This window comes from Cupriavidus sp. HE11, assembly GCF_056097175.1.
Genome location: NZ_CP184465.1, coordinates 1,302,990 through 1,320,504, shown reverse-complemented (window position 1 = coordinate 1,320,504; position 17,515 = coordinate 1,302,990). Strand labels below are relative to the sequence as shown.

The window sequence follows — 17,515 nt, the reverse complement described above, 5'->3', positions numbered from 1 at the left end:
GAGCTTTGACGAAACAGAAACGCTGCGTTCTCGGTGAGGCGGCACCGGGGCGGCAGCAGGGCGTCAGCGCGGCTTGAGGAAATGCTGCTCCATCGCGGCGCAGCGACTCAGGTATTCGAGCAGCCGGCCCACGCCGGACGGCAGGCTGTCGCGGTCGCGCACGCAGACGTAGAACTCCCGCTCGGCCCAGGCGTCCTTGAGCGTCAGCATCGACAGGCCCATCATCTGCAGGTAGTTGCGCGCGATGCCCTCGGGCACCACGGCCAGCCCCAGACCCTCGCGCACCATGCGGCAGCGGGCCTCGAAGTTGGACACCTGGGTCTTGACGGTCAGCGGCCGCGACAGCGTGCCCGACGCCAGCGTCAGGAACGCATCGAACGTATGGCGCGGAAAGTAGCCCAGGAAGTCGTAGTCGAGCGCCTCTTCCAGATGCAGCGCGCCCTTGGCTTCCAGCGGATGCCCGCGCGGTACCACCAGCCCCACGCGGTCCTTGCGGTATGGCAGCGAATGCACGCCGGGGCTGGGGCTGCGCGCGTGATAGATGCCGATATCGGCGTCGCCGTTGGACACCATGCGCGGAATGTCGAAGCTGAATGCTTCCACCAGGTCGATACGCGCTTCGGGGTCATGCTTCTGGAAGCCGCTGATATCGGCCGGCAGGAACTGCAGGATTGTCGAACGGTTCGACGCCAGGCGGATCTTGGCAATGCCGTCCAGCGAATAGGCCGCCAGCGCGTCCTGCGCCAGTTGCACGCTGCGCACGATGGCCTTGGCGCGCTGGTAGAGCATGGCGCCGGCCGGTGTCGGCTCCACGCCACGTCCGTGGCGACGCAGCAGGGCCGTGCCCGCGCGCCGTTCCAGCTCGGCAATCCGCTTGCTGGCCGCCGATGTCACCAGGTTTTCGCGCTCGGCCGCACGTGACAGGCTCTTCTCTTCCACGGCGGCGATCAGGATGGCAAGCGAAGGAATGTCCATGTCCATGGGTTGAGCGTGCTCCAAATGGAAAGGCTGGGCCGACGATGGCGTGCGCAGAGTATGCACCAGCCCGCAAACGCCGGGATACGCGTGCCGGCTTGGGAGCTTTCACCAAATGTCAAAGCTGGACAGCCGCCGGTTCTTACCATGGGAGTCATTCCAGAGGAGACAACCGGCATGCTGATCGACCAATTTGCCGCCTATGTCGGCAACCAGGCCCATGCGCCCCTGCCCGACGACGTACAGCACCACGCCCGGCGCGTGGTGATCGACTGGTTTGCCGCGCTGCTGGCCGGCGTGCCCATGGCGCCGGGCCGCCAGCTGGTGGCCGCCCATCGCGAGGAGCTTGGCGTTGGCCACAGCACCGTGCTGGGCCACGGCACCACCGCATTCCCGGCGCTGGCCGCGTGGATCAACGGCAGCGCGTCGCACGCGGCCGAGTTTGACGATATCTTCCGCGATGCCGTCTACCATCCGGGCTGCCCGACCATTGCCGCCGCGCTGGCGCTGGCCGAAGACCGCAATGCCAGCGGTACCGACCTGCTGCGCGCCGTGGTGGCCGGCTACGAGGTATCCACGCGCATCGGCGCCGCGATCCAGCCCGCGCACTACCGCTTCTTCCATACCACCGGCACCGTCGGCTGCATTGGAGCAGCCGCGGCCGGCGCAGTGCTGCTGGCGCCGGGCAATGCCAACGTGGCGGCCCACGCCATGGCAACCGCCACCACGTTCGCGTCGGGGCTGCAGCAGGCGTTCCGTTCGGACGCGATGACCAAGGCGCTGCATGCGGGGCACGCGGCGCAGACCGGCGTGCTGGCTGCACAGGGTGCCGCGCACGGCGTGACCGGTGTGCGCGACATCCTTGAAGGCGACGCCGGCTTCGGCGCGGCATTGTGCGGCAGCCCGAACTGGGCCATTGCCACCGCCGGCCTGGGCACCGACTACAACGTCACGCGCATTACGCAGAAAAATCATGGCTGCTGCGGCCACACGTTCGCCGCCATCGACGCCGCCATGCGGCTGGTGCGCGAGCATGCGCTCGACCCTTCGCGCATTGCCGCAGTGCGCGTGAACGCCTACCAGGTGGCGCTGGACGTTACCGGCAACTTCAACCCGACCACACCGTTCGAGGCGCGCTTCAGCCTGCCTTACGTGGTGGCACACGGCATCCTGCACGGCGCGGTGCGGCTCGACGCCTTCGAGCCCGAGCGCCTTGGCGATACCGCGATTCGCGCGCTGATGACACGCATCACGCTGACTGCCGACGCCGAACTGACCGCCGCGTTCCCGCGCCAGCGCGCCGCGCGGGTCGAGATCGAGATGACGGACGGCACGCGCCACGCGCACTTCCAGCCGTACCGGGTGGGCGATCCCGAGGCGCCGCTCGACGACGCGATGCTGGCCGACAAGTTCATGGAACTGGGTGGCCCGGTGCTGGGCCAGGACAAGGCGGCCAGCCTGCTCGACGCGCTCTGGCAACTCGATGCGCGTCCGGTGCGCCAGCTTGGCCTTGGCGCGCTGCATGCGCGCTGAGCCCTTCCGATCATTCACAGGAACACTGCATTCATGACGAGAGTCGACAAGGAAATCGCCGCAGGCGTGGGCGCCACCGGCAAGGCGCTGGCCCGAGCGCTGTTCACGCCCGGCGCAGTGGCGCTGGTGGGCGCATCGGCTGACGAGAAGAAGAACACCGCCCGCCCGCTGCGCTTCATGCGCAAGCACGGATACCAGGGCCGCATCCTGCCGGTCAACGCGGGGCGCAGCGAAGTCATGGGCCTGCCCGCGTATCCGAGCGTCGAGGCCTTGCCCGAGGCGATCGACCACGCGTTCGTGATGGTGCCCGGCGCCCATGTGGCCGAGGCGCTGGCGCAGAGCGCCGCGCGCGGCGCGCGCGTGGTGACGGTCTTTTCCGACGGATTCGCCGAACTGGGCGAAGCCGGCATGGCGGCCCAGCAGGCGCTGGCCGACCAGGCCAGGCAGCTTGGCGTGCGGCTGCTGGGGCCGAACAGCATCGGCGTGGTCGATGTGCATAGCGGCGCCATCCTGTCGGTCAATGCGGTGCTGGAGATGGATGAACTGCGGCCCGGCTCGGTAAGCGTGGTATCGCAGAGCGGCTCGATGCTCGGCGCCCTGCTGTCGCGCGGCGCGGCGCGGGGCATGGGCTTTGCCAAGCTGGTGTCGGTCGGCAACGAGGCGGATGTTGGCGTGGGCGAACTGGTGGACCTGCTGGTGGACGATGACGCCACCGAAGTGATCCTGCTGTTCCTGGAAACCATCCGCGATGCCGCCGTGCTGGGCCCAGCGCTGCGGCGTGCGCGTGCCGCGGGCAAACCGGTACTGGTTTACAAGCTCGGCCGTTCGGCCCAGGGCGAGGCACTGGCCCAGTCGCACACGGGCGCGCTGGCCGGCAACGACGCGGCCGTCGATGCCTTCCTGCGCAAGCACGGCGCCATGCGCGTGGAGATGCTGGAAACGCTGTTCGAAGCCGCGCCGCTGGCCAGCCGCCATGCGCGCACGGTGCCGGCGCTGGATCGGGCGCCGCGCGTGGCCGTGGTGACCACCACCGGCGGTGGCGCCGCCACCGTGGTGGACCGGCTCGGCCTGGCCGGCGTCGATGCGGTGCCGCCTCCCGACGCATTCGTCGCGCATATGGCGGCGCGCGGGGTCAAGATCCGCCAGACGCCGATCATCGACCTGACGCTTGCAGCCACCAGCGCGCAGTATCGCGACCTCGTGGAGCAGATGCTGCAGAGCGACTGGTGCGACGCCGTGCTGTGCGTGGCGGGGTCGTCGGCGCAATTCCATCCGCAACTGGCCGTGAAGCCCATCGTCGAGGCGTCGGCCATTGGCGGCAAGCCGCTGCTGGCATTCCTGGCGCCCGAAGCCACGCAGTCGCTGCAGGTGCTGCAGTCGGCGGGCGTGCCGGCTTTCCGTACGCCTGAGAGCTGTGCCGATGCGTTGTCCGGCCTGTTCCGCGCTGCGAGGGGCGCCCAGGCGGCCGATGACGGCCAGGGTGATGGCGGCGCTGGCGTGCCGCCACTGTCGTGGCCCGAAGACCTGCCCGCGCAGGGCGACCTGACCGAGCGCGAAGCCGGCACCGTGTTCGAGGCACTGGGCGTGCCGATTGCCCCGGCTGCGCTGGTCAGCCCCGCATCGTTGGGCCACGCGGTGCCTTACCCCGTGGTCGCCAAGATCTGCTCGCGCGACATCCTGCACAAGACCGAAATCGGCGGCGTGCAGGTGGGCGTGCGCGATAACGCCGAACTGGCGGCGGCCGCTGAACGGTTGCTGGCGAACGCACGACAGGCGGTGCCCGATGCGCGCATCGACGGCATCCTGGTGCAGCGCATGGAGGATCGCCTGCTGGAGCTGATGCTGGGCTATCGCCAGGACCCGCTGGTGGGCCCGATTGTCATGCTCAGCGCAGGTGGCATCACCGCCGAACTGCATCGCGACGTGAGCCTGCGCCCGGCGCCGGTCAGTCTGGACGAAGCCCGGCAGATGATCGACGAGGTGCGCTCAACCCGGCTGGTACGCGGATTCCGTGGCCTGCCGCGTGGCGATGTCGATGCGCTGGCCGATGCCATCGTGCGTTTCTCGCAGCTGGCCGCCGTGCAGGGCCCGACCGTGGCCGAGGCCGAGATCAATCCGTTGTTCGTGCGCGCCAACGGCGTGGTCGGTGTCGACTGCGTGCTGCGGCTGGCCGACGCGCAGCACTGACCTCCATACCGAACCAGATACCCGATACCCGAAAAGATTCCGGAGACATCATGCATTTCAAGCTCACCCCCGAACAGCAGGAATTCCAGGACGCCGTCAGCCGCTTCGCGGAAAAGGAACTGCGCCCGGGCGCCCGCGAGCGCGCCCACACCGACGCCTATCCGTGGGATGTGGCAAGGAAGATGGCCGGGCAGGGCCTGCTCGGTATCACGATTGCCGAGGCCGACGGTGGCCAGGGCGGCTCGCTGATGGACGCCGTGATCGCCATCCAGGCCGTGGCCGCCCACTGCCCGCGCAGCGCGGACGTGGTGCAGGCCGGCAACTTCGGCGCGATCCGCGTGCTGGCCGAGTACGGTTCGGCGGAGCAGAAGGCGCGCTGGCTGGCTCCGCTGCTGCGCGGCGAGACGCTGATCTCGGTGGGCATGACCGAGCCCGAAGCCGGCTCGGCCGTGACCGAACTGAAGACCAGCGCCACGCCCGATGGCGAAGGTTTCCGTATCAACGGCACCAAGATCTTCACCACGCATGGCCCTCATGCCGACGTGATCCTGGCCTATGTGCGCTTCGGCCCCGGCGTGGGCGGCATTGGGTCTGTGCTGATCGATACCAAGGCGCCGGGCGTGCGTATCGGCCAGAAATCGCGCTTCATGTCTGGCGAGGAATGGGCGCAGATCTACTTCGAGGACGTCTATGTGGCACCCGGGGACGTGCTGCTGGGCGAAGGCGGATTCAAGAAACAGATCGCCGGCTTCAACGTGGAACGCATGGGCAATACGGCGCGCTCGCTGGCGCTGGGCCGCTACGCGTACGAAGTGGCGCGCCAATGGGCGCTGCAGCGCAAGCAGTTCGGCCGTCTGCTGTGCGAGTTCCAGGGGCTGCAGTGGAAGTTCGCCGAAATGAAGATGAAGCTCGATGCCGGCCAGTTGCTGCTGTACCGTGCCGCCAGCAACGCCGACAGCGGCCTGCCATCGGCGGAGGAAACGGCCATCGCCAAGGCATTCTGCAACCAGGCCGGCTTCGATATCGCCAACGAGGCGCTGCAGGTGATGGGCGGCATGGGCTACAGCCAGGAAGAACTGGTCGAATACTGCCAGCGGCGCTGCCGTGGCTGGATGATCGCCGGCGGCTCGATCGAGATCCTCAAGAACCGCATTGCCGAATCGGTATTCGAACGCACCTTCTCCCAGCGGCCCTGATCCGGACCGAGGGGCAGACGCACTCAGGCGGCTTCGGCCGCCGCCGAGATCGACGCCAGCAACGCGCCGCGCTCGCGCGCCACGAAGACCGCCTCGGTCTTGTTGCTGGCCGCGAGCCGGCGGTAGATCTGCAGTGTGTGGCTCTTTACGGTCGGCACGGAGATATGCAGGCGGCGGCTGATCAGCTTGATCGACATGCCCTTGGACAGCAGCACCAGCACGTCGTACTGCCGCTGCGTCAGGCTCAGCAGCTGCGCCTCTGACACGGATTCCAGCTGGCTTGCGCCGAACAGACGCGGCGGGATCGGCATGGGCAGCACGATGGCGGCGCCGGAAGCTGCCGCACGCGCGGCCTGCCGATCGCCCGGCCGCGTATCCTCGTAAGGCGCGCCAGTGCAGCAGCCGCGGCGCATCGCGCCGATCATCTTGCGCAGCGTGCCTTCGATGGCTTCGAGTGTGGCGTTTTCGGGCAGCCACGACAGCAGCGGCGCGATCTCGCGTGGCGGCATCCATTGCACGGTGCCGCCGGCGCTCAGGTACAGCACGCCGCGTACATTCGCAGCAGTCCCAAGCAGTTGCAGCATGGCATCGTCATAACCCTGCAATAGGTCTCCGACGATCAGCAGATCGATGCCATCGAGCGTGAGGCCTCGCGCGGGCCCGGGCGACACCAGACAGGAATCGTCAATGTCCTGAATGCGGTACAGCACCTGTTGAATGCCAAAGCCGATCAGCGGCCGGGATTCCACAACGGCAGCCCTCATGGTGTCGCTCCCCTTTTGTTCTAGGTTTGGAAGCAACTACGGCGCAAGTTCCGTTCCAGCCATACGAACGCGCTGGAGGCCGCGTTATGTTGTGAATTTCCGGTACGGCACCGTTACGCGTTACGTAACATGGGGGGCCGCGTTGCAGCCGCGCTTTTACCTTTTTGCCGATCCAACCTTTACGGAATGTGAATTCTGCACAGCCGCGAGTGCAATGACTGGAATGACTGGAATGGCCGATGGCGTGCCGATCGTGGTCTGGCTGGAAGAGGGGAGGCGCCCGTGCTCCGCGAAAACGAAGCCGGGCACCTGGGTGGCGGCGAGGTCAGTCGTCCTCGCGCCAGCGATGCTCGCGGCGCCATTCGTGTTCGCGCCAGCGTTGCTCGCGGTGCCATTCATGCTCGCGCCACCGCTGGTCGCGATAGCCCTCGTAATAGCCCGGGGCTACCACAACCGGACGCGGCTCGACGACCACCGGGCGCGGCGCCATGTAGACGGGGGCGGGCTGGTAATAGACCGGCGCTGGCGGCGGGGCCACGTAGGCCGGCACACCGATGCCGATGTCGAAGTTGACATGCGCCTCGGCGGCGGCAGAGGCCGTGAGGGCGGAAAGACCGATCAGACTAGCGATGAGGAACCTGGACATGGAGAGCACCTTTTGCTCGGGTTGCTGCGTGGATGCCGATACTAACGGCGCGCAGTACGGTCCGTTGACCCTGTCGCAGGTGTCTTTGTAAGCTGTTGTATCGAATGTCTGCCGGCCTGGCCCTGGCGTTTACTGGCTGGTCGCGTCTTCGTCGCCTTCGCCGGCCCTGCGCTCGTTGGCAGTCTTGCCCGGCGAGGGGTGGTCCGGCTGCAGGGCGTGACCGGAGATCTCGTCGTCCACCAGGCCGTTGCCCTCGCCCGAAACCTTGACTTCCATGGTCTCGACGTAATGATCGGGCTCGTCCTGTTCGATCTCGCTGTTACGTGTTGATGCATCTTCCCGGGCTGCCATGGTGCGCTCCTTTATCGAGTCTTAATGAGAAATTAAGAGGGGGGATAAAGAAGAGCGGCGCAAGGTCCGGGCCACGCCTGCGGCGCCGATGGCGCGCGCCGCAGGCGAGGGTTCGCAAATCTACAACGTCAGGGCAGCAGCGTCGTCAGCGCTGCCTGCGCATCCCTGCGCAGCTGGGCGATATCGAGCCCGACAATCGCCCCGCCTTCGACCACATGCCGCCCGCGCACGAACACGTCGCGCACGGGCGTCGGCTCGCCGGCCGCCACGGGGGCGGTGGCGATGTCATGGAAGCCCGCAAAGCGCAGGCCGCCGACATCGTAGATCGCCAGGTCTGCGGACTGGCCTGGCGCCAGCGTCCCGACACCGGGCAGACCCAGCACCTGTGCGCCGCCCGCCGTGCCCCAGTGGATCACTTCCTCGACCCGGGTCTGCGCCGCACCGCCCAGCGCCCGGTGGACCAGCCACGCGAAGTTGGCTTCGTGGACCATGCTGCCCGATTCGTTCGATGCCACGCCATCCACGCCGATCGACACCGGCACGCCCGCGTCGGCCATCGCGCGAACGGGCGCGATGCCGCTGCCCAGCCGCGCGTTGCTGACCGGGCAATGGGCCATGCCGGTGCGGGTCTGGCCGAGCATGCGGATCTCGTCGGGCGTGACGGTGACCAGATGGGCAAACCAGACATCGGGGCCAAGCCAGTCGTGGTCCGCCACGAACTGCACCGGCGTGCAGCGGTACTTCTCGGCGCAGAAGCGCACGTAGTTGTCGGTCTCGGACAGGTGGCTATGCAGCCGCAGCTGCATGCCGCGCGCAAAGCCGGCCACCTCGCGCAGCAGTGGGGGCGGCAGCGAGAACGTGGGCGTGGTCGGTGCCACCACCACGCGCCGCAGGGCGTCGGGGCCGCTGTCGTGATAGCGCGACTTGAGCCGCTCGATGTCGGCCAGCATCTCGTCGAGCGTTTCGGGTACCAGCGCCGTGGCGCGCATGCCGGGATGATCGGCCTTCGACTGCACGGCGCCACCCCGGCACAGCACCAGCCGCATGCCGAATTCCTGCGCTACATCGAACAGCACGTCGCCGGTCTCCGCGCCGTGGCCGTGGTGATACAGGTAATGGTGATCGGCGCAGGTGGTGGTGCCCGACAGCAGCAGTTCGGCCATGCCCAGGCGCACCGCCGTGCGGAAGATTTCCGGCGTGAAGCGGTCCAGCCGCGGGTAAGGCACGCTGGCGAGCCAGTCCTGCAGGTCGGCGTTCATGCCGGCCGGCACCGCCTTGAGCAGGTTCTGGAACAGGTGATGATGGGTGTTCACCCAACCGGGATAGACCACGCAGCCGGTGGCGTCGATCACGGTCTCGCCAGGCTGCGGCACCAGGCTGGCTGCCAGTTCGGCCACGCGGCCGTCGCGGATGCGGATATCGACGGCACCGGCACGGGCCGCCGCACCGGCACGGCCGGTCATGATGGCGGCGGCGCCCCGGATCAGGGTGGGTTGGTTGGGCTGGGCGGATTGGCTTGGATGGGTCATGGCTCAGGCCTCCGAGACAGGGGCGGCAGAGGTTGCCGGAGCGGCAGCGATGGCGTGCGCCTCTTCTTCGTCGCGCGCCGGGATGCCGTTCAGGATCAAATTCAGGAAGACGGAGACCACGCAGGAGATGATCACGCTGCTGTGGACGAACGGTTGCAGTGCCGCCGGCAGCTTTTCAAGCAGGTTCGGCATGATCACCGGCATCAGCGCGCAGGCCAGCGTGATGGCTACCACGCTGAGATTGGCCGGCTTGCGCTCATAGTCGACCTGGCCCAGCGTGCGGATGCCGGCGGCCACCACCACGCCGAACATGACGATGGTGGCGCCACCCAGCGCGGCGGCGGGAATCGACGAGAACAGTGCGCCGATCTTCGGCACCAGCGCCACGACGCAGAGCATGATGCCGCAGACGGCCACCACCCAGCGACTACGCACGCCGGTAACGATCACCAGCCCCACGTTTTCCATGAAGGCGATGAACGGGAAGGCCGCGAAGCAGCCGCCAATGGCGCTGGCAAGTCCGTTGGCACGCAGGCCGCAGGTGGCTTCGCGCTCGGTGACCGGACGCTTGACGATATCGCCGATGGCGACAAACAGGCCCATCGATTCCACCATCTGCACCACCATCACGATCACCATGGTGACAATGGCGCCCGCATTGAACGTGGGCATGCCGAACGCGAACGGCGTCACCATCGTGAACCACGGGGCGCGTGCCACTTCGTCGAAGTTGCCCATGCCAAGCAGCCATGCCGCCACGCCGCCGAGCAACAGGCCGATCATCACGGCCAGGCTGCGTACCAGGCGACCGCCATGGCTGTTGATGAACAGGATCAGCGCCACGGTGCCGAAGGCGACGATGAAGAACAACGGCGAGCCGAAGTCCCTGGCGCCGTGTCCGCCACCGGTCCACTGGTATGCCACCGGGAACAGCGACAGGCCCACCGAGGTGATGATGCAGCCACTGACCACGGGCGGAAAGAAGCGCTTGAGCCGGCCGATCACCGGGGCCAGGAACATCGTCACCACGCCGGCCCCGATCACGGCGCCGCAGACGCCGGTAAAGCCGAGCGTGGGGTCGGTGCCGATGGCGATCACCGGGCCCACCGAACCGAACGCCACACCCTGCATCAGCGGCAGGCGCACGCCGAACTTCCAGAAGCCGACGGTCTGCAACAATGTGGCGATGCCCGAGGTGAACAGCGCCGTGCTGATCAGCAGCGTGGTCTGCGCGGGGGGCATCTTCAGCGCGCCGGCCACGATCATCGGCACGGCAATCGCGCCAAGGTAGCTGACCAGCATGTGCTGGAAACCAAGCGAGACCATGGCCCGCGCGGGCAGCACCTGGTCGACGGGGTGGACGGGGGTGGTCATGGCGGCTCTCCTGCCTTTTCGTGTGGGTTCGCAGCCAAGGTAGCGGGTACGAAGCGCCGCGCGTAGCAACATTGCGAACGGGCGCGCACGGAAGCGAAAGCGCAGGGGTTTTCCACAGCTTGCACGGAAACTGCAAGGCTCCCTACGATGACGACGATAACCCCCGCTCCCCCCAGGTTTTTCTGCACCATGGTTCAACATGCTGCACCAAGAGTGAACAATGCGAGCCATGCGCGTGCAATCGACCACGTGCAGGCACTGTCTGCGCGCATTTTCGGGCCCACGCGCCTGCGCACCGACGACGCGGCACCGCAGGTGCAGCTGCAGAGCTGCCAGATCGGCCACCTGACGCTGGCGACCACGCGCTACGCCCAGGCGATGGAAGTGGAGCCGCAGCCGGGCAAGGACCAGTACGTGGTCCAGACCGTGATATCGGGAGGCTGCCGCGTGGTATGGGAGGGGATGACGCGCGAGATGGCGCCGGGCGAGACCTGGGTGTTCTCGCCGTCGCTGCCGGTGCGGCTGCTGCTGGATGCCGATTGCGAGCGCTTCAGCGTGATCGTGCGGCGCCAGGCCCTGGAAGAGGCGTTTCGCGATTGCTTCAACTTCGACGCGCCCGCGCCGCTGATGTTCGCCATGCAGCCATTGTCCAACGCGCAGTTGTCAGGCCGCTGGCGGGCCATGATGAGCTGGCTGCGCACCGAGGCGGCGATGCGGGCGGACGGCCCCGGCTTGCCGGCCGCCGATGGCGCCATCGAGCAACTGTTCCTGACCACGCTGCTGGCCGACCATTTCGGCGCGGACGGCCGCCTGCTGCCACGCGGCTACCTGCCTTCGTTGCCGCCTTACGTGCGCTGCGCAATCCGCTATCTGCGCGCGAATCTGGACAAGCCGGTGACGATGCACGCGCTGGCCGAGCACTGTGGCGTCTGCGAGCGCACGTTGCAACTTGGCTTTCGCAAGAGCAAGAACATCACGCCGATGGAATACCTGCGGCTGCTGCGCCTGCACGGCGCCCGCGAGGCGCTTCAGCACGCCACCCCGGGACCGGGCGTGGTCTCGGAGATTGCGCTGCGCAACGGCTTTACCCACCTGAGCCTGTTTGCGCGCGAGTATCGCAAGGAGTTCGGCGAACCGCCGTCGGCAACGCTGCGGGCGCGGTAGCCGCTGGCCGGCTCGCCCTCTCCCCCGGCCCCTCTCCCGCAAGGCGGGAGAGGGGAGCAAACCACGAGCGTTCAGTATGCGTTCTTCGGTCTCTCCTCACTCTCGCTTGGTGTGAGAAGGGAGCAAACCACGAGCGTTCAGTATGCGTTCTGTGGTCTCCCCTCTCCCGCCTGCGGGAGAGGGGCGGGGGAGAGGGCAGGCGCATCCAGTACCCGCCACAGAAAAAAAGGCGCGGCCCGCGTGAGACAGGCCGCGCCGTCAATCACCCGTCATGCCTGACGGGGTCCCAGAGCTATTGCCGCCGATTCAGGCCGCTACCTGCGCGGGCTGGCACACACGCAGCAGTGTCTGCAGCCGTGCGCGGTCGAGATTGCGGCCGATAAAGACGAACTTGCTTTCCCGTGGTGTCTCGCCCCAGGCGTCGGCCGGATGGAAGTCCATCAGCCGGTGCACGGCCTGCAGCACATGGCGGCGGTCGTCGTCCTGCACGGCCACGATGCCCTTCATGCGGAACACGTCATCGCCCTGGGCCGCCAGCAACGCACGCAGTGCGTGCTCCAGCCGCTGACGATCGAACGGCGCATCAAAGAGCAGGGACACCGACGTCACCGACGGATCGTGCCGGTGGGCGTGCTCATCGTCGTCATGGGCGTGGTCGCAAAGTTCGTCGCAGACGTGGTCCGGGTCATGCCCCGCGTCGTGATGCGCGCCGTGGTGATGATCGTGCGTGTCCTCGGGCAGCTGGGCCATTCCCGGCGTAAAGCCGCCGATGCCGAGAATGCGTGACAGGTCCACCTGCGCGTAGTTCGACCGCAAGATCTGCGCGCCCTCGTTCAGGTGCTGCAGCCGGTGCGTGAGGGCATCGAGCCGCGCGGCGGAGACCAGATCCGACTTGTTCAGGATGATGCGGTCGGCCGCCACGATCTGGTCCACCGCCTGGTTGTCGAAGCCCGAGAGCTTCGGGTCGTCGAGATGGTCCTCGATATGCACGGCATCGACCAGCGTCAGGATGCCGTCCAGCGTGACCTGCCTGGCCACCTCGTTGTCCATGAAGAACGTGGCGGCTACCGGCGTGGGATCGGCCAGGCCGCTGGTTTCCACCAGGATATGGTCGAACCGCTCAGGCCGTTCCAGCAGTTTCTGCAGGATGCGCACCAGGTCTGTCCGCACGTCGACCACGCAGCAGATGCAGCCGTTGGTCATCTGGTAGATCTCTTCGTCGGACGTCAGCACGAGGTCGGAATCGACATCGACCTCGCCGAACTCGTTTTCGATCACCGCGATGCGGTGCCCGTGCTTCTGCGTCAGGATGTGATTCAGCAGCGTGGTCTTGCCGGCCCCGAGGAAGCCGGTCAGGATCGTGACGGGCACGGGCGGCAGTTGCGGCGGCAGGTTGCGTTGGGCTTCGGTCATGGTGTCTCCCTGGGTGTGATATCGGAATGCACTGCGGCAAGCGCCGGCCGCATGCCGGACCAGCGCGCCACCAGTCCGGCATGCTCGACGCCGAACAGGTCCAGCACGCGGCCGACGGTGTGGCCCACGATGTCGTCGACGCTCTGTGGATGGGTGTAGAAGGCCGGCACCGGCGGCATCACGATGGCGCCCATCTCCGTCACCGTGGTCATGTTGCGCAGATGCACCAGATGCAGCGGGGTCTCGCGCGCCAGCAGCACCAAGCGGCGGCGTTCCTTCAGCATGACGTCGGCGGCGCGGGTCACCAGGTTGTCGGCCATGCCGGTGGCGACGGCGGCCAGCGTGCGCATCGAGCACGGCGCGATGACCATGCCGTCGCAGCGGAACGAACCGCTTGCCACGCTGGCGCCGATGTCGCGCACGTTGTGCACCACGTCGGCCAGCGCTTCCACGTCACGCCGCTGCAGGCCCATTTCGTGATGCGCCGTCAGCAGGCCCGATGGCGAGCAGACCAGATGGGTCTCCCAGCCATCCGCCGTGCCCATGGCCTGCAGCAATCGCACTCCGTATGCCGCGCCACTGGCACCGGTGATCGCCACCACCAGCCGGCGGGGCGCGCTCATGGCCGGGCCTCCGCCTCGCGTCTGGCGGCCAGCGCCTGCAGCACCTGTTCGGGCTTGATCGGGTAATGCCGGAAGCGCACGCCAATGGCGTCGAAGACCGCGTTGGCGATGGCCGGCCCGATGGCAACGATGGGGTCCTCGCCCACGCCTTTGGCGCCGAACGGCCCGCCGGGGTCGGGCGCGGCTTCGAGCAGGATCGTGTGGATCTCGGGCATGTCCATCGCCAGCGGCATCTTGTAGTCGACGAAGTTGGCATTGAGCGACCGGCCCGTGCCCATTTCGATCTGGTAATCCTCGTAGAGCGTATGGCCGATGCCCTGCTGGATGCCGCCCTCGATCTGGCCGGCCGCCGCCACCGGATGGATGACCTTGCCGATATCGTGCACGGGCACCACCTGCCTGACGGTGATGAAGCCGGTCTCGGTATCGACCTCGACCTCCACGAAATGCGCGGCGAACGAGTACGACTTGGTCGGGTGATAGGTGGCGGTGCCGACGAATTGCGCGGCAGGAAGGCCCTTGCGCGGCATGACGGCCTCGCGCACGGTCATCGTCGGGCCCTGCCGGTCGCGTACCGAGATCACGCCATCGGCAATATCGAGAGCGTCGGGCTCTGCTTCCATCTGCCTGGCCGCCCGCGCCAGCAACAGCGTCTTGATCTCGCCGGCGGCCATCTGCGCAGCGCGGCCCACCATGTAGGTGGTGTGGCTGGCAAAGGCGCCGATGTCCCACGGCACCACGTCGGTGTCGCCATGGACGACCGAAACCGATTCGAACGGGATCGCCAGCTCTTCGGCCACGATCTGCGCCAGGGCGGTGTGGGCGCCCGTGCCCAGGCCGGCGGCACCGGTCAGCAGCACCACGGTGCCGTCTTCGTTCATCTTGACGATGGCGTTGCCCTGTTCCTTGATGCCGGGATAGGCGCTGCTGCCATGCATTTCACAGCCTACGCCCCAGCCGCGCCGGATGGCGCCGTGTTGCTGGCGCGTGGCCGCGCGGCGGGCTTTCCAGTTCACGGCCTCCATGCCCCGGGCGATGCAGGCCTCAAGCCCGCGACCGATCAGCGGGTGGTTTGACGGCGCGATATCGCCTTCGCGCACGGCATTCCTGAGCTTGAGTTCGGCGGGGTCCATGCCCAGGCGTTCCGCGGCTTCGTCCATCTGGATATCCAGGGCGTAGTAGGTCTGCACCACGCCGTAGCCGCGAAATGCCCCGGCAATCGGGCTATTGGTGTAGACGCAGCGGCCTTCGAGCCTGACGTTCTCGCAGCGGTAGAGCGAGACCATGGCTGCCGTGCCAACATTGGTCACGCCGGGGCCGTGCGAGCCATAGGCGCCCGAGTTGAAGACGACCTTTGCCTCGCGTGCGGTGATCGTGCCGTCGTTGCGAAAGCCCTGGCGCAACCAGATGCGGGCGGGATGGCGGGTGCGCCCGCCCAGGAACGTTTCCTCGCGCGTGTACTCCATGCGCACCGGCCGGTGCGTCTCGCGTGCCAGCAGCGCGCACAGGAATTCGCTCTGGAACAGGTCCTGCTTGGCGCCGAAGCCGCCGCCCATGTGGTCCACCAGCACCCGCACCTTGTGCAGCGGCAGGCCCAGCACCTCGGCCATGATGCCGCGCACCATGAAGGCGGTCTGGGTGGAGATCCACACGGTCAGGTTGCCGTTGCCGTCCCATTTGCAGGTCAGCACGTTCGGCTCCATATAGGCCGGGGTGGGGCGGCCGCCCTCGTAGACGCCCTCGAGGATGAAGTCGGCGTCGGCGAAGCCCTTGTCGACATCGCCGCGTTCTATACGTACGGGCGGCAGCACCAGGTTGCCACCTGGCTCGCGGTCATGGATCAGCGGGGCGCCCGGCGCGGCGGCGTCGTCCACGGTGAACAGCGCCGGCAGCGGCTCGTATTCCACCTCGATCAGCTCCACGGCCCGCGCAGCGATCTCCTCGCTGGTGGCGGCAACGGCCGCGACGCCTTCACCCCAGTAGCGCACCTTGTCATCGAGGATGTACTGGTCGCAGGTGACCGATGCCGAGCGCGGATGCGGCGACCCGGCGTGCAGCACGCGCGGCACGTTCTCGTGGGTCAGGATGGCCTTGACGCCCGGCAGCGCCAGCGCGGCCGAGGTGTCGATGCGACGGATGCGCGCGTGCGCCACGTTGCATCGCTTCATCTTCGCGTGCAGCAGCCCGGCCATCGGCATGTCGGCAACGTACTTCGCGTTGCCGGTGACCTTGTCGAGCAGGTCCGTGCGCTTGACGCTGTGTCCGATCACGGCGTGGGTCATCGTACGGTCTCCGGTGCGCAGTGGCATTGGGGATGGCGGCGCAGGTCTTCGGCGGTCTGCTCGATGGCCTCGACGATCTTGGTGTAGCCGGTGCAGCGGCAGATGTTGCCGGCGATGGCAAAGCGGATCTCGTCGCGCGTGGGGTTCGGGTTGGCGTCTAGCAGGGCCTTGGCGGCCACCACGAAGCCGGGCGTGCAGAAACCGCACTGCGCGGCACCGCAACGCATGAACTGTTCCTGGATCGGGTGCACGGCATCGGCATGGGGCTGGATGCCCTCGATCGTGACGATCTTCCGTCCGTGCGCCTCGGGTGCCAGCATCAGGCAGCTGTTCATCGGCTTGCCGTCGACCAGGATCGTGCACGAGCCGCATTCGCCCACATCGCAACCTTTCTTGGTGCCGGTCAGGCCGGCGTCGTAACGCAACGCGTCCAGCAGCGTGCTGTGCGGCTCCACGGCAAGCTCGCGCGGCTCGCCGTTGATTTCCACTTCGATCAGTTTGCGCATCACAGGGTCTCCAGGGCTTGGGCAATGGCGCGGCGCGTCAGTACGCTGACCATCTCGCGGCGGTAGTCGGCGCTGGCGCGCACGTCGCTGATCGGACGTGCGTCCTGCATGGCGGCGTGCGCGGCCTGCAGCACCAATGCGTCGCTGAGCAAGTGACCGCGCAGCACCGCTTCGGCATGGCGGGCGCGGATTGGCGTGGGGCCGACGGCAGCCAGCACGATGCCGACGTCGGTGCACTGTCCGCGCTCGACCGTGATCGATACCGCCACGCCCACCGTGGCCAGTTCCATCTGCACGCGACGCCCGTGCTTGAGGTAGGCCTTGCCCGTGTGCGGTGCGGGGGCGGGAATCGTGATGCGCGACACCAGCTCGTCCGGCTCCAGCGCGGTCTTGCCGGGGCCCGTCACGAAATCCTCCACCAGCATCGAGCGAGATCCGTGCAGGCCGTACAGGTGTACCGATGCGCGGTCGGCAATCAGCGGTGCCAGCGAATCGGCGGAGGGCGAGGCGCGGCAGACATTGCCAACCACGGTGGCGCGGTTGCGCACCTGGATCGACGCAAAGTCGGTCACGGCACGGGCCAGGCTGGCGTAGTGGCGGCGCACCGCATACGACGTCTCGGCTTCGCGCGTGGTGACCAGCGCACCGATGCGCAGCCCTTCGGCCGGATCGAAGACCAGCACGTCCATGCCGGGGATCTTCTTGATGTTGATGACCTGCGCGGGCTGCCGGTGCGACTCCTTGATCTGCACGAGCAGATCGGTGCCGCCGGCCAGCACGCTGGCGCGTCCGCCGCTGCGATGCAGCAGCGCCGAGGCCTCGGCCAGCGTGGCGGGTTCGAGGTATTCGAACGCTCTCATCTTGACTCCTTTTGGGGGAATGCCTGTGGCCCGTGCGCGCGGTGTGGCGGGGCGCCGTTGTCGCTGACCGTGAATCCATGATGGTGGGTGCACCGTCATCGGTAAATGCCCG

At 67.5% G+C, this 17,515-nt stretch carries 15 protein-coding genes; 4 read left to right on the top strand and 11 right to left on the bottom strand.

The features are described from left to right. Nucleotides 1–63: 63 nt before the first annotated feature. A complete protein-coding gene (locus ACOABP_RS23240) occupies nt 64–975 on the bottom strand; it encodes a LysR family transcriptional regulator (protein WP_066740790.1) in 912 nt (303 codons plus the stop codon). Nucleotides 976–1,152: 177 nt separating this feature from the next. Here ACOABP_RS23240 and ACOABP_RS23235 point away from each other — a divergent pair, with 177 nt between their 5' ends. From ACOABP_RS23235 to ACOABP_RS23225, 3 genes are read left to right on the top strand one after another with little or no spacing between them, the layout of a single operon-like run. Continuing rightward, nucleotides 1,153–2,508, top strand: coding sequence for an MmgE/PrpD family protein (locus ACOABP_RS23235; RefSeq protein WP_474227998.1), 1,356 nt, complete (start codon nt 1,153–1,155; stop codon nt 2,506–2,508). A 33-nt stretch (nt 2,509–2,541) separates the two neighbouring features. After that, nucleotides 2,542–4,695, top strand: coding sequence for an acetate--CoA ligase family protein (locus tag ACOABP_RS23230; RefSeq protein WP_474227997.1), 2,154 nt, complete (start codon nt 2,542–2,544; stop codon nt 4,693–4,695). 50 nt (nt 4,696–4,745) lie between these two features. Beyond that, entirely contained in the window at nt 4,746–5,891 is a 1,146-nt protein-coding gene (locus tag ACOABP_RS23225) for an acyl-CoA dehydrogenase family protein (protein WP_474227996.1), read from the top strand. A gap of 23 nt (nt 5,892–5,914) precedes the next feature. Here the strand turns inward: ACOABP_RS23225 and ACOABP_RS23220 are convergent, their stop codons facing one another. The 5 genes from ACOABP_RS23220 to ACOABP_RS23200 all read right to left on the bottom strand — a co-directional run bounded on the left by ACOABP_RS23220 (nt 5,915) and on the right by ACOABP_RS23200 (nt 10,555). Next, nucleotides 5,915–6,655: a helix-turn-helix transcriptional regulator gene (locus ACOABP_RS23220; RefSeq protein WP_474227995.1), complete on the bottom strand. Its 741-nt coding sequence runs from the start codon at nt 6,653–6,655 to the stop codon at nt 5,915–5,917. Between the two features lie 325 nt (nt 6,656–6,980). Beyond that, nucleotides 6,981–7,301, bottom strand: coding sequence for a hypothetical protein (locus ACOABP_RS23215; protein WP_474227994.1), 321 nt, complete (start codon nt 7,299–7,301; stop codon nt 6,981–6,983). 129 nt (nt 7,302–7,430) lie between these two features. Then, nucleotides 7,431–7,652 (bottom strand): hypothetical protein, encoded by a 222-nt coding sequence (locus ACOABP_RS23210; protein ID WP_474227993.1) that lies wholly within the window; start codon nt 7,650–7,652, stop codon nt 7,431–7,433. 128 nt (nt 7,653–7,780) lie between these two features. Then, nucleotides 7,781–9,181 carry an amidohydrolase family protein gene (locus ACOABP_RS23205; protein ID WP_474227992.1) on the bottom strand — a complete coding sequence of 467 codons (1,401 nt, stop codon included), beginning with the start codon at nt 9,179–9,181 and terminating at the stop codon, nt 7,781–7,783. Nucleotides 9,182–9,184: 3 nt separating this feature from the next. Continuing rightward, a complete protein-coding gene (locus ACOABP_RS23200) occupies nt 9,185–10,555 on the bottom strand; it encodes a nucleobase:cation symporter-2 family protein (RefSeq protein WP_474227991.1) in 1,371 nt (456 codons plus the stop codon). A 249-nt stretch (nt 10,556–10,804) separates the two neighbouring features. Here ACOABP_RS23200 and ACOABP_RS23195 point away from each other — a divergent pair, with 249 nt between their 5' ends. After that, complete coding sequence (locus tag ACOABP_RS23195; protein ID WP_474227990.1) at nt 10,805–11,719, top strand: AraC family transcriptional regulator; 915 nt, start codon at nt 10,805–10,807, stop codon at nt 11,717–11,719. Nucleotides 11,720–12,025: 306 nt separating this feature from the next. On the opposite strand, the gene ACOABP_RS23190 is transcribed toward ACOABP_RS23195, so the two are convergent. The 5 genes from ACOABP_RS23190 to ACOABP_RS23170 are packed head-to-tail and all read right to left on the bottom strand — an operon-like array spanning nt 12,026 to nt 17,403. After that, nucleotides 12,026–13,132 carry a CobW family GTP-binding protein gene (locus ACOABP_RS23190; RefSeq protein ID WP_474227989.1) on the bottom strand — a complete coding sequence of 369 codons (1,107 nt, stop codon included), beginning with the start codon at nt 13,130–13,132 and terminating at the stop codon, nt 12,026–12,028. Next, entirely contained in the window at nt 13,129–13,755 is a 627-nt protein-coding gene (locus ACOABP_RS23185) for a UbiX family flavin prenyltransferase (RefSeq protein WP_066740752.1), read from the bottom strand. The genes ACOABP_RS23190 and ACOABP_RS23185 overlap by 4 nt, the downstream gene beginning before the upstream one ends. Further along, nucleotides 13,752–16,037: a xanthine dehydrogenase family protein molybdopterin-binding subunit gene (locus ACOABP_RS23180; RefSeq protein ID WP_474227988.1), complete on the bottom strand. Its 2,286-nt coding sequence runs from the start codon at nt 16,035–16,037 to the stop codon at nt 13,752–13,754. The genes ACOABP_RS23185 and ACOABP_RS23180 overlap by 4 nt, the downstream gene beginning before the upstream one ends. Next, the gene (locus ACOABP_RS23175; RefSeq protein ID WP_474227987.1) at nt 16,034–16,543 is read right to left on the bottom strand and encodes a (2Fe-2S)-binding protein; all 510 of its coding nucleotides are present in this window, start codon (nt 16,541–16,543) and stop codon (nt 16,034–16,036) included. Before ACOABP_RS23175 ends, ACOABP_RS23180 begins: the two co-directional genes overlap by 4 nt. Further along, the gene (locus ACOABP_RS23170; protein WP_474227986.1) at nt 16,543–17,403 is read right to left on the bottom strand and encodes an FAD binding domain-containing protein; all 861 of its coding nucleotides are present in this window, start codon (nt 17,401–17,403) and stop codon (nt 16,543–16,545) included. Before ACOABP_RS23170 ends, ACOABP_RS23175 begins: the two co-directional genes overlap by 1 nt. Between the last annotated feature and the right edge of the window lie 112 nt (nt 17,404–17,515).

What these genes read in the sequence shown, in the direction of transcription:
- ACOABP_RS23240 (WP_066740790.1), bottom strand. Translation starts at nt 975, where the DNA reads ATGGACATTCCTTCGCTTGCCATCCTGATCGCCGCCGTGGAAGAGAAG.
- ACOABP_RS23235 (WP_474227998.1), top strand. Translation starts at nt 1,153, where the DNA reads ATGCTGATCGACCAATTTGCCGCCTATGTCGGCAACCAGGCCCATGCG.
- ACOABP_RS23230 (WP_474227997.1), top strand. Translation starts at nt 2,542, where the DNA reads ATGACGAGAGTCGACAAGGAAATCGCCGCAGGCGTGGGCGCCACCGGC.
- ACOABP_RS23225 (WP_474227996.1), top strand. Translation starts at nt 4,746, where the DNA reads ATGCATTTCAAGCTCACCCCCGAACAGCAGGAATTCCAGGACGCCGTC.
- ACOABP_RS23220 (WP_474227995.1), bottom strand. Translation starts at nt 6,655, where the DNA reads ATGAGGGCTGCCGTTGTGGAATCCCGGCCGCTGATCGGCTTTGGCATT.
- ACOABP_RS23215 (WP_474227994.1), bottom strand. Translation starts at nt 7,301, where the DNA reads ATGTCCAGGTTCCTCATCGCTAGTCTGATCGGTCTTTCCGCCCTCACG.
- ACOABP_RS23210 (WP_474227993.1), bottom strand. Translation starts at nt 7,652, where the DNA reads ATGGCAGCCCGGGAAGATGCATCAACACGTAACAGCGAGATCGAACAG.
- ACOABP_RS23205 (WP_474227992.1), bottom strand. Translation starts at nt 9,181, where the DNA reads ATGACCCATCCAAGCCAATCCGCCCAGCCCAACCAACCCACCCTGATC.
- ACOABP_RS23200 (WP_474227991.1), bottom strand. Translation starts at nt 10,555, where the DNA reads ATGACCACCCCCGTCCACCCCGTCGACCAGGTGCTGCCCGCGCGGGCC.
- ACOABP_RS23190 (WP_474227989.1), bottom strand. Translation starts at nt 13,132, where the DNA reads ATGACCGAAGCCCAACGCAACCTGCCGCCGCAACTGCCGCCCGTGCCC.
- ACOABP_RS23185 (WP_066740752.1), bottom strand. Translation starts at nt 13,755, where the DNA reads ATGAGCGCGCCCCGCCGGCTGGTGGTGGCGATCACCGGTGCCAGTGGC.
- ACOABP_RS23180 (WP_474227988.1), bottom strand. Translation starts at nt 16,037, where the DNA reads ATGACCCACGCCGTGATCGGACACAGCGTCAAGCGCACGGACCTGCTC.
- ACOABP_RS23175 (WP_474227987.1), bottom strand. Translation starts at nt 16,543, where the DNA reads ATGCGCAAACTGATCGAAGTGGAAATCAACGGCGAGCCGCGCGAGCTT.
- ACOABP_RS23170 (WP_474227986.1), bottom strand. Translation starts at nt 17,403, where the DNA reads ATGAGAGCGTTCGAATACCTCGAACCCGCCACGCTGGCCGAGGCCTCG.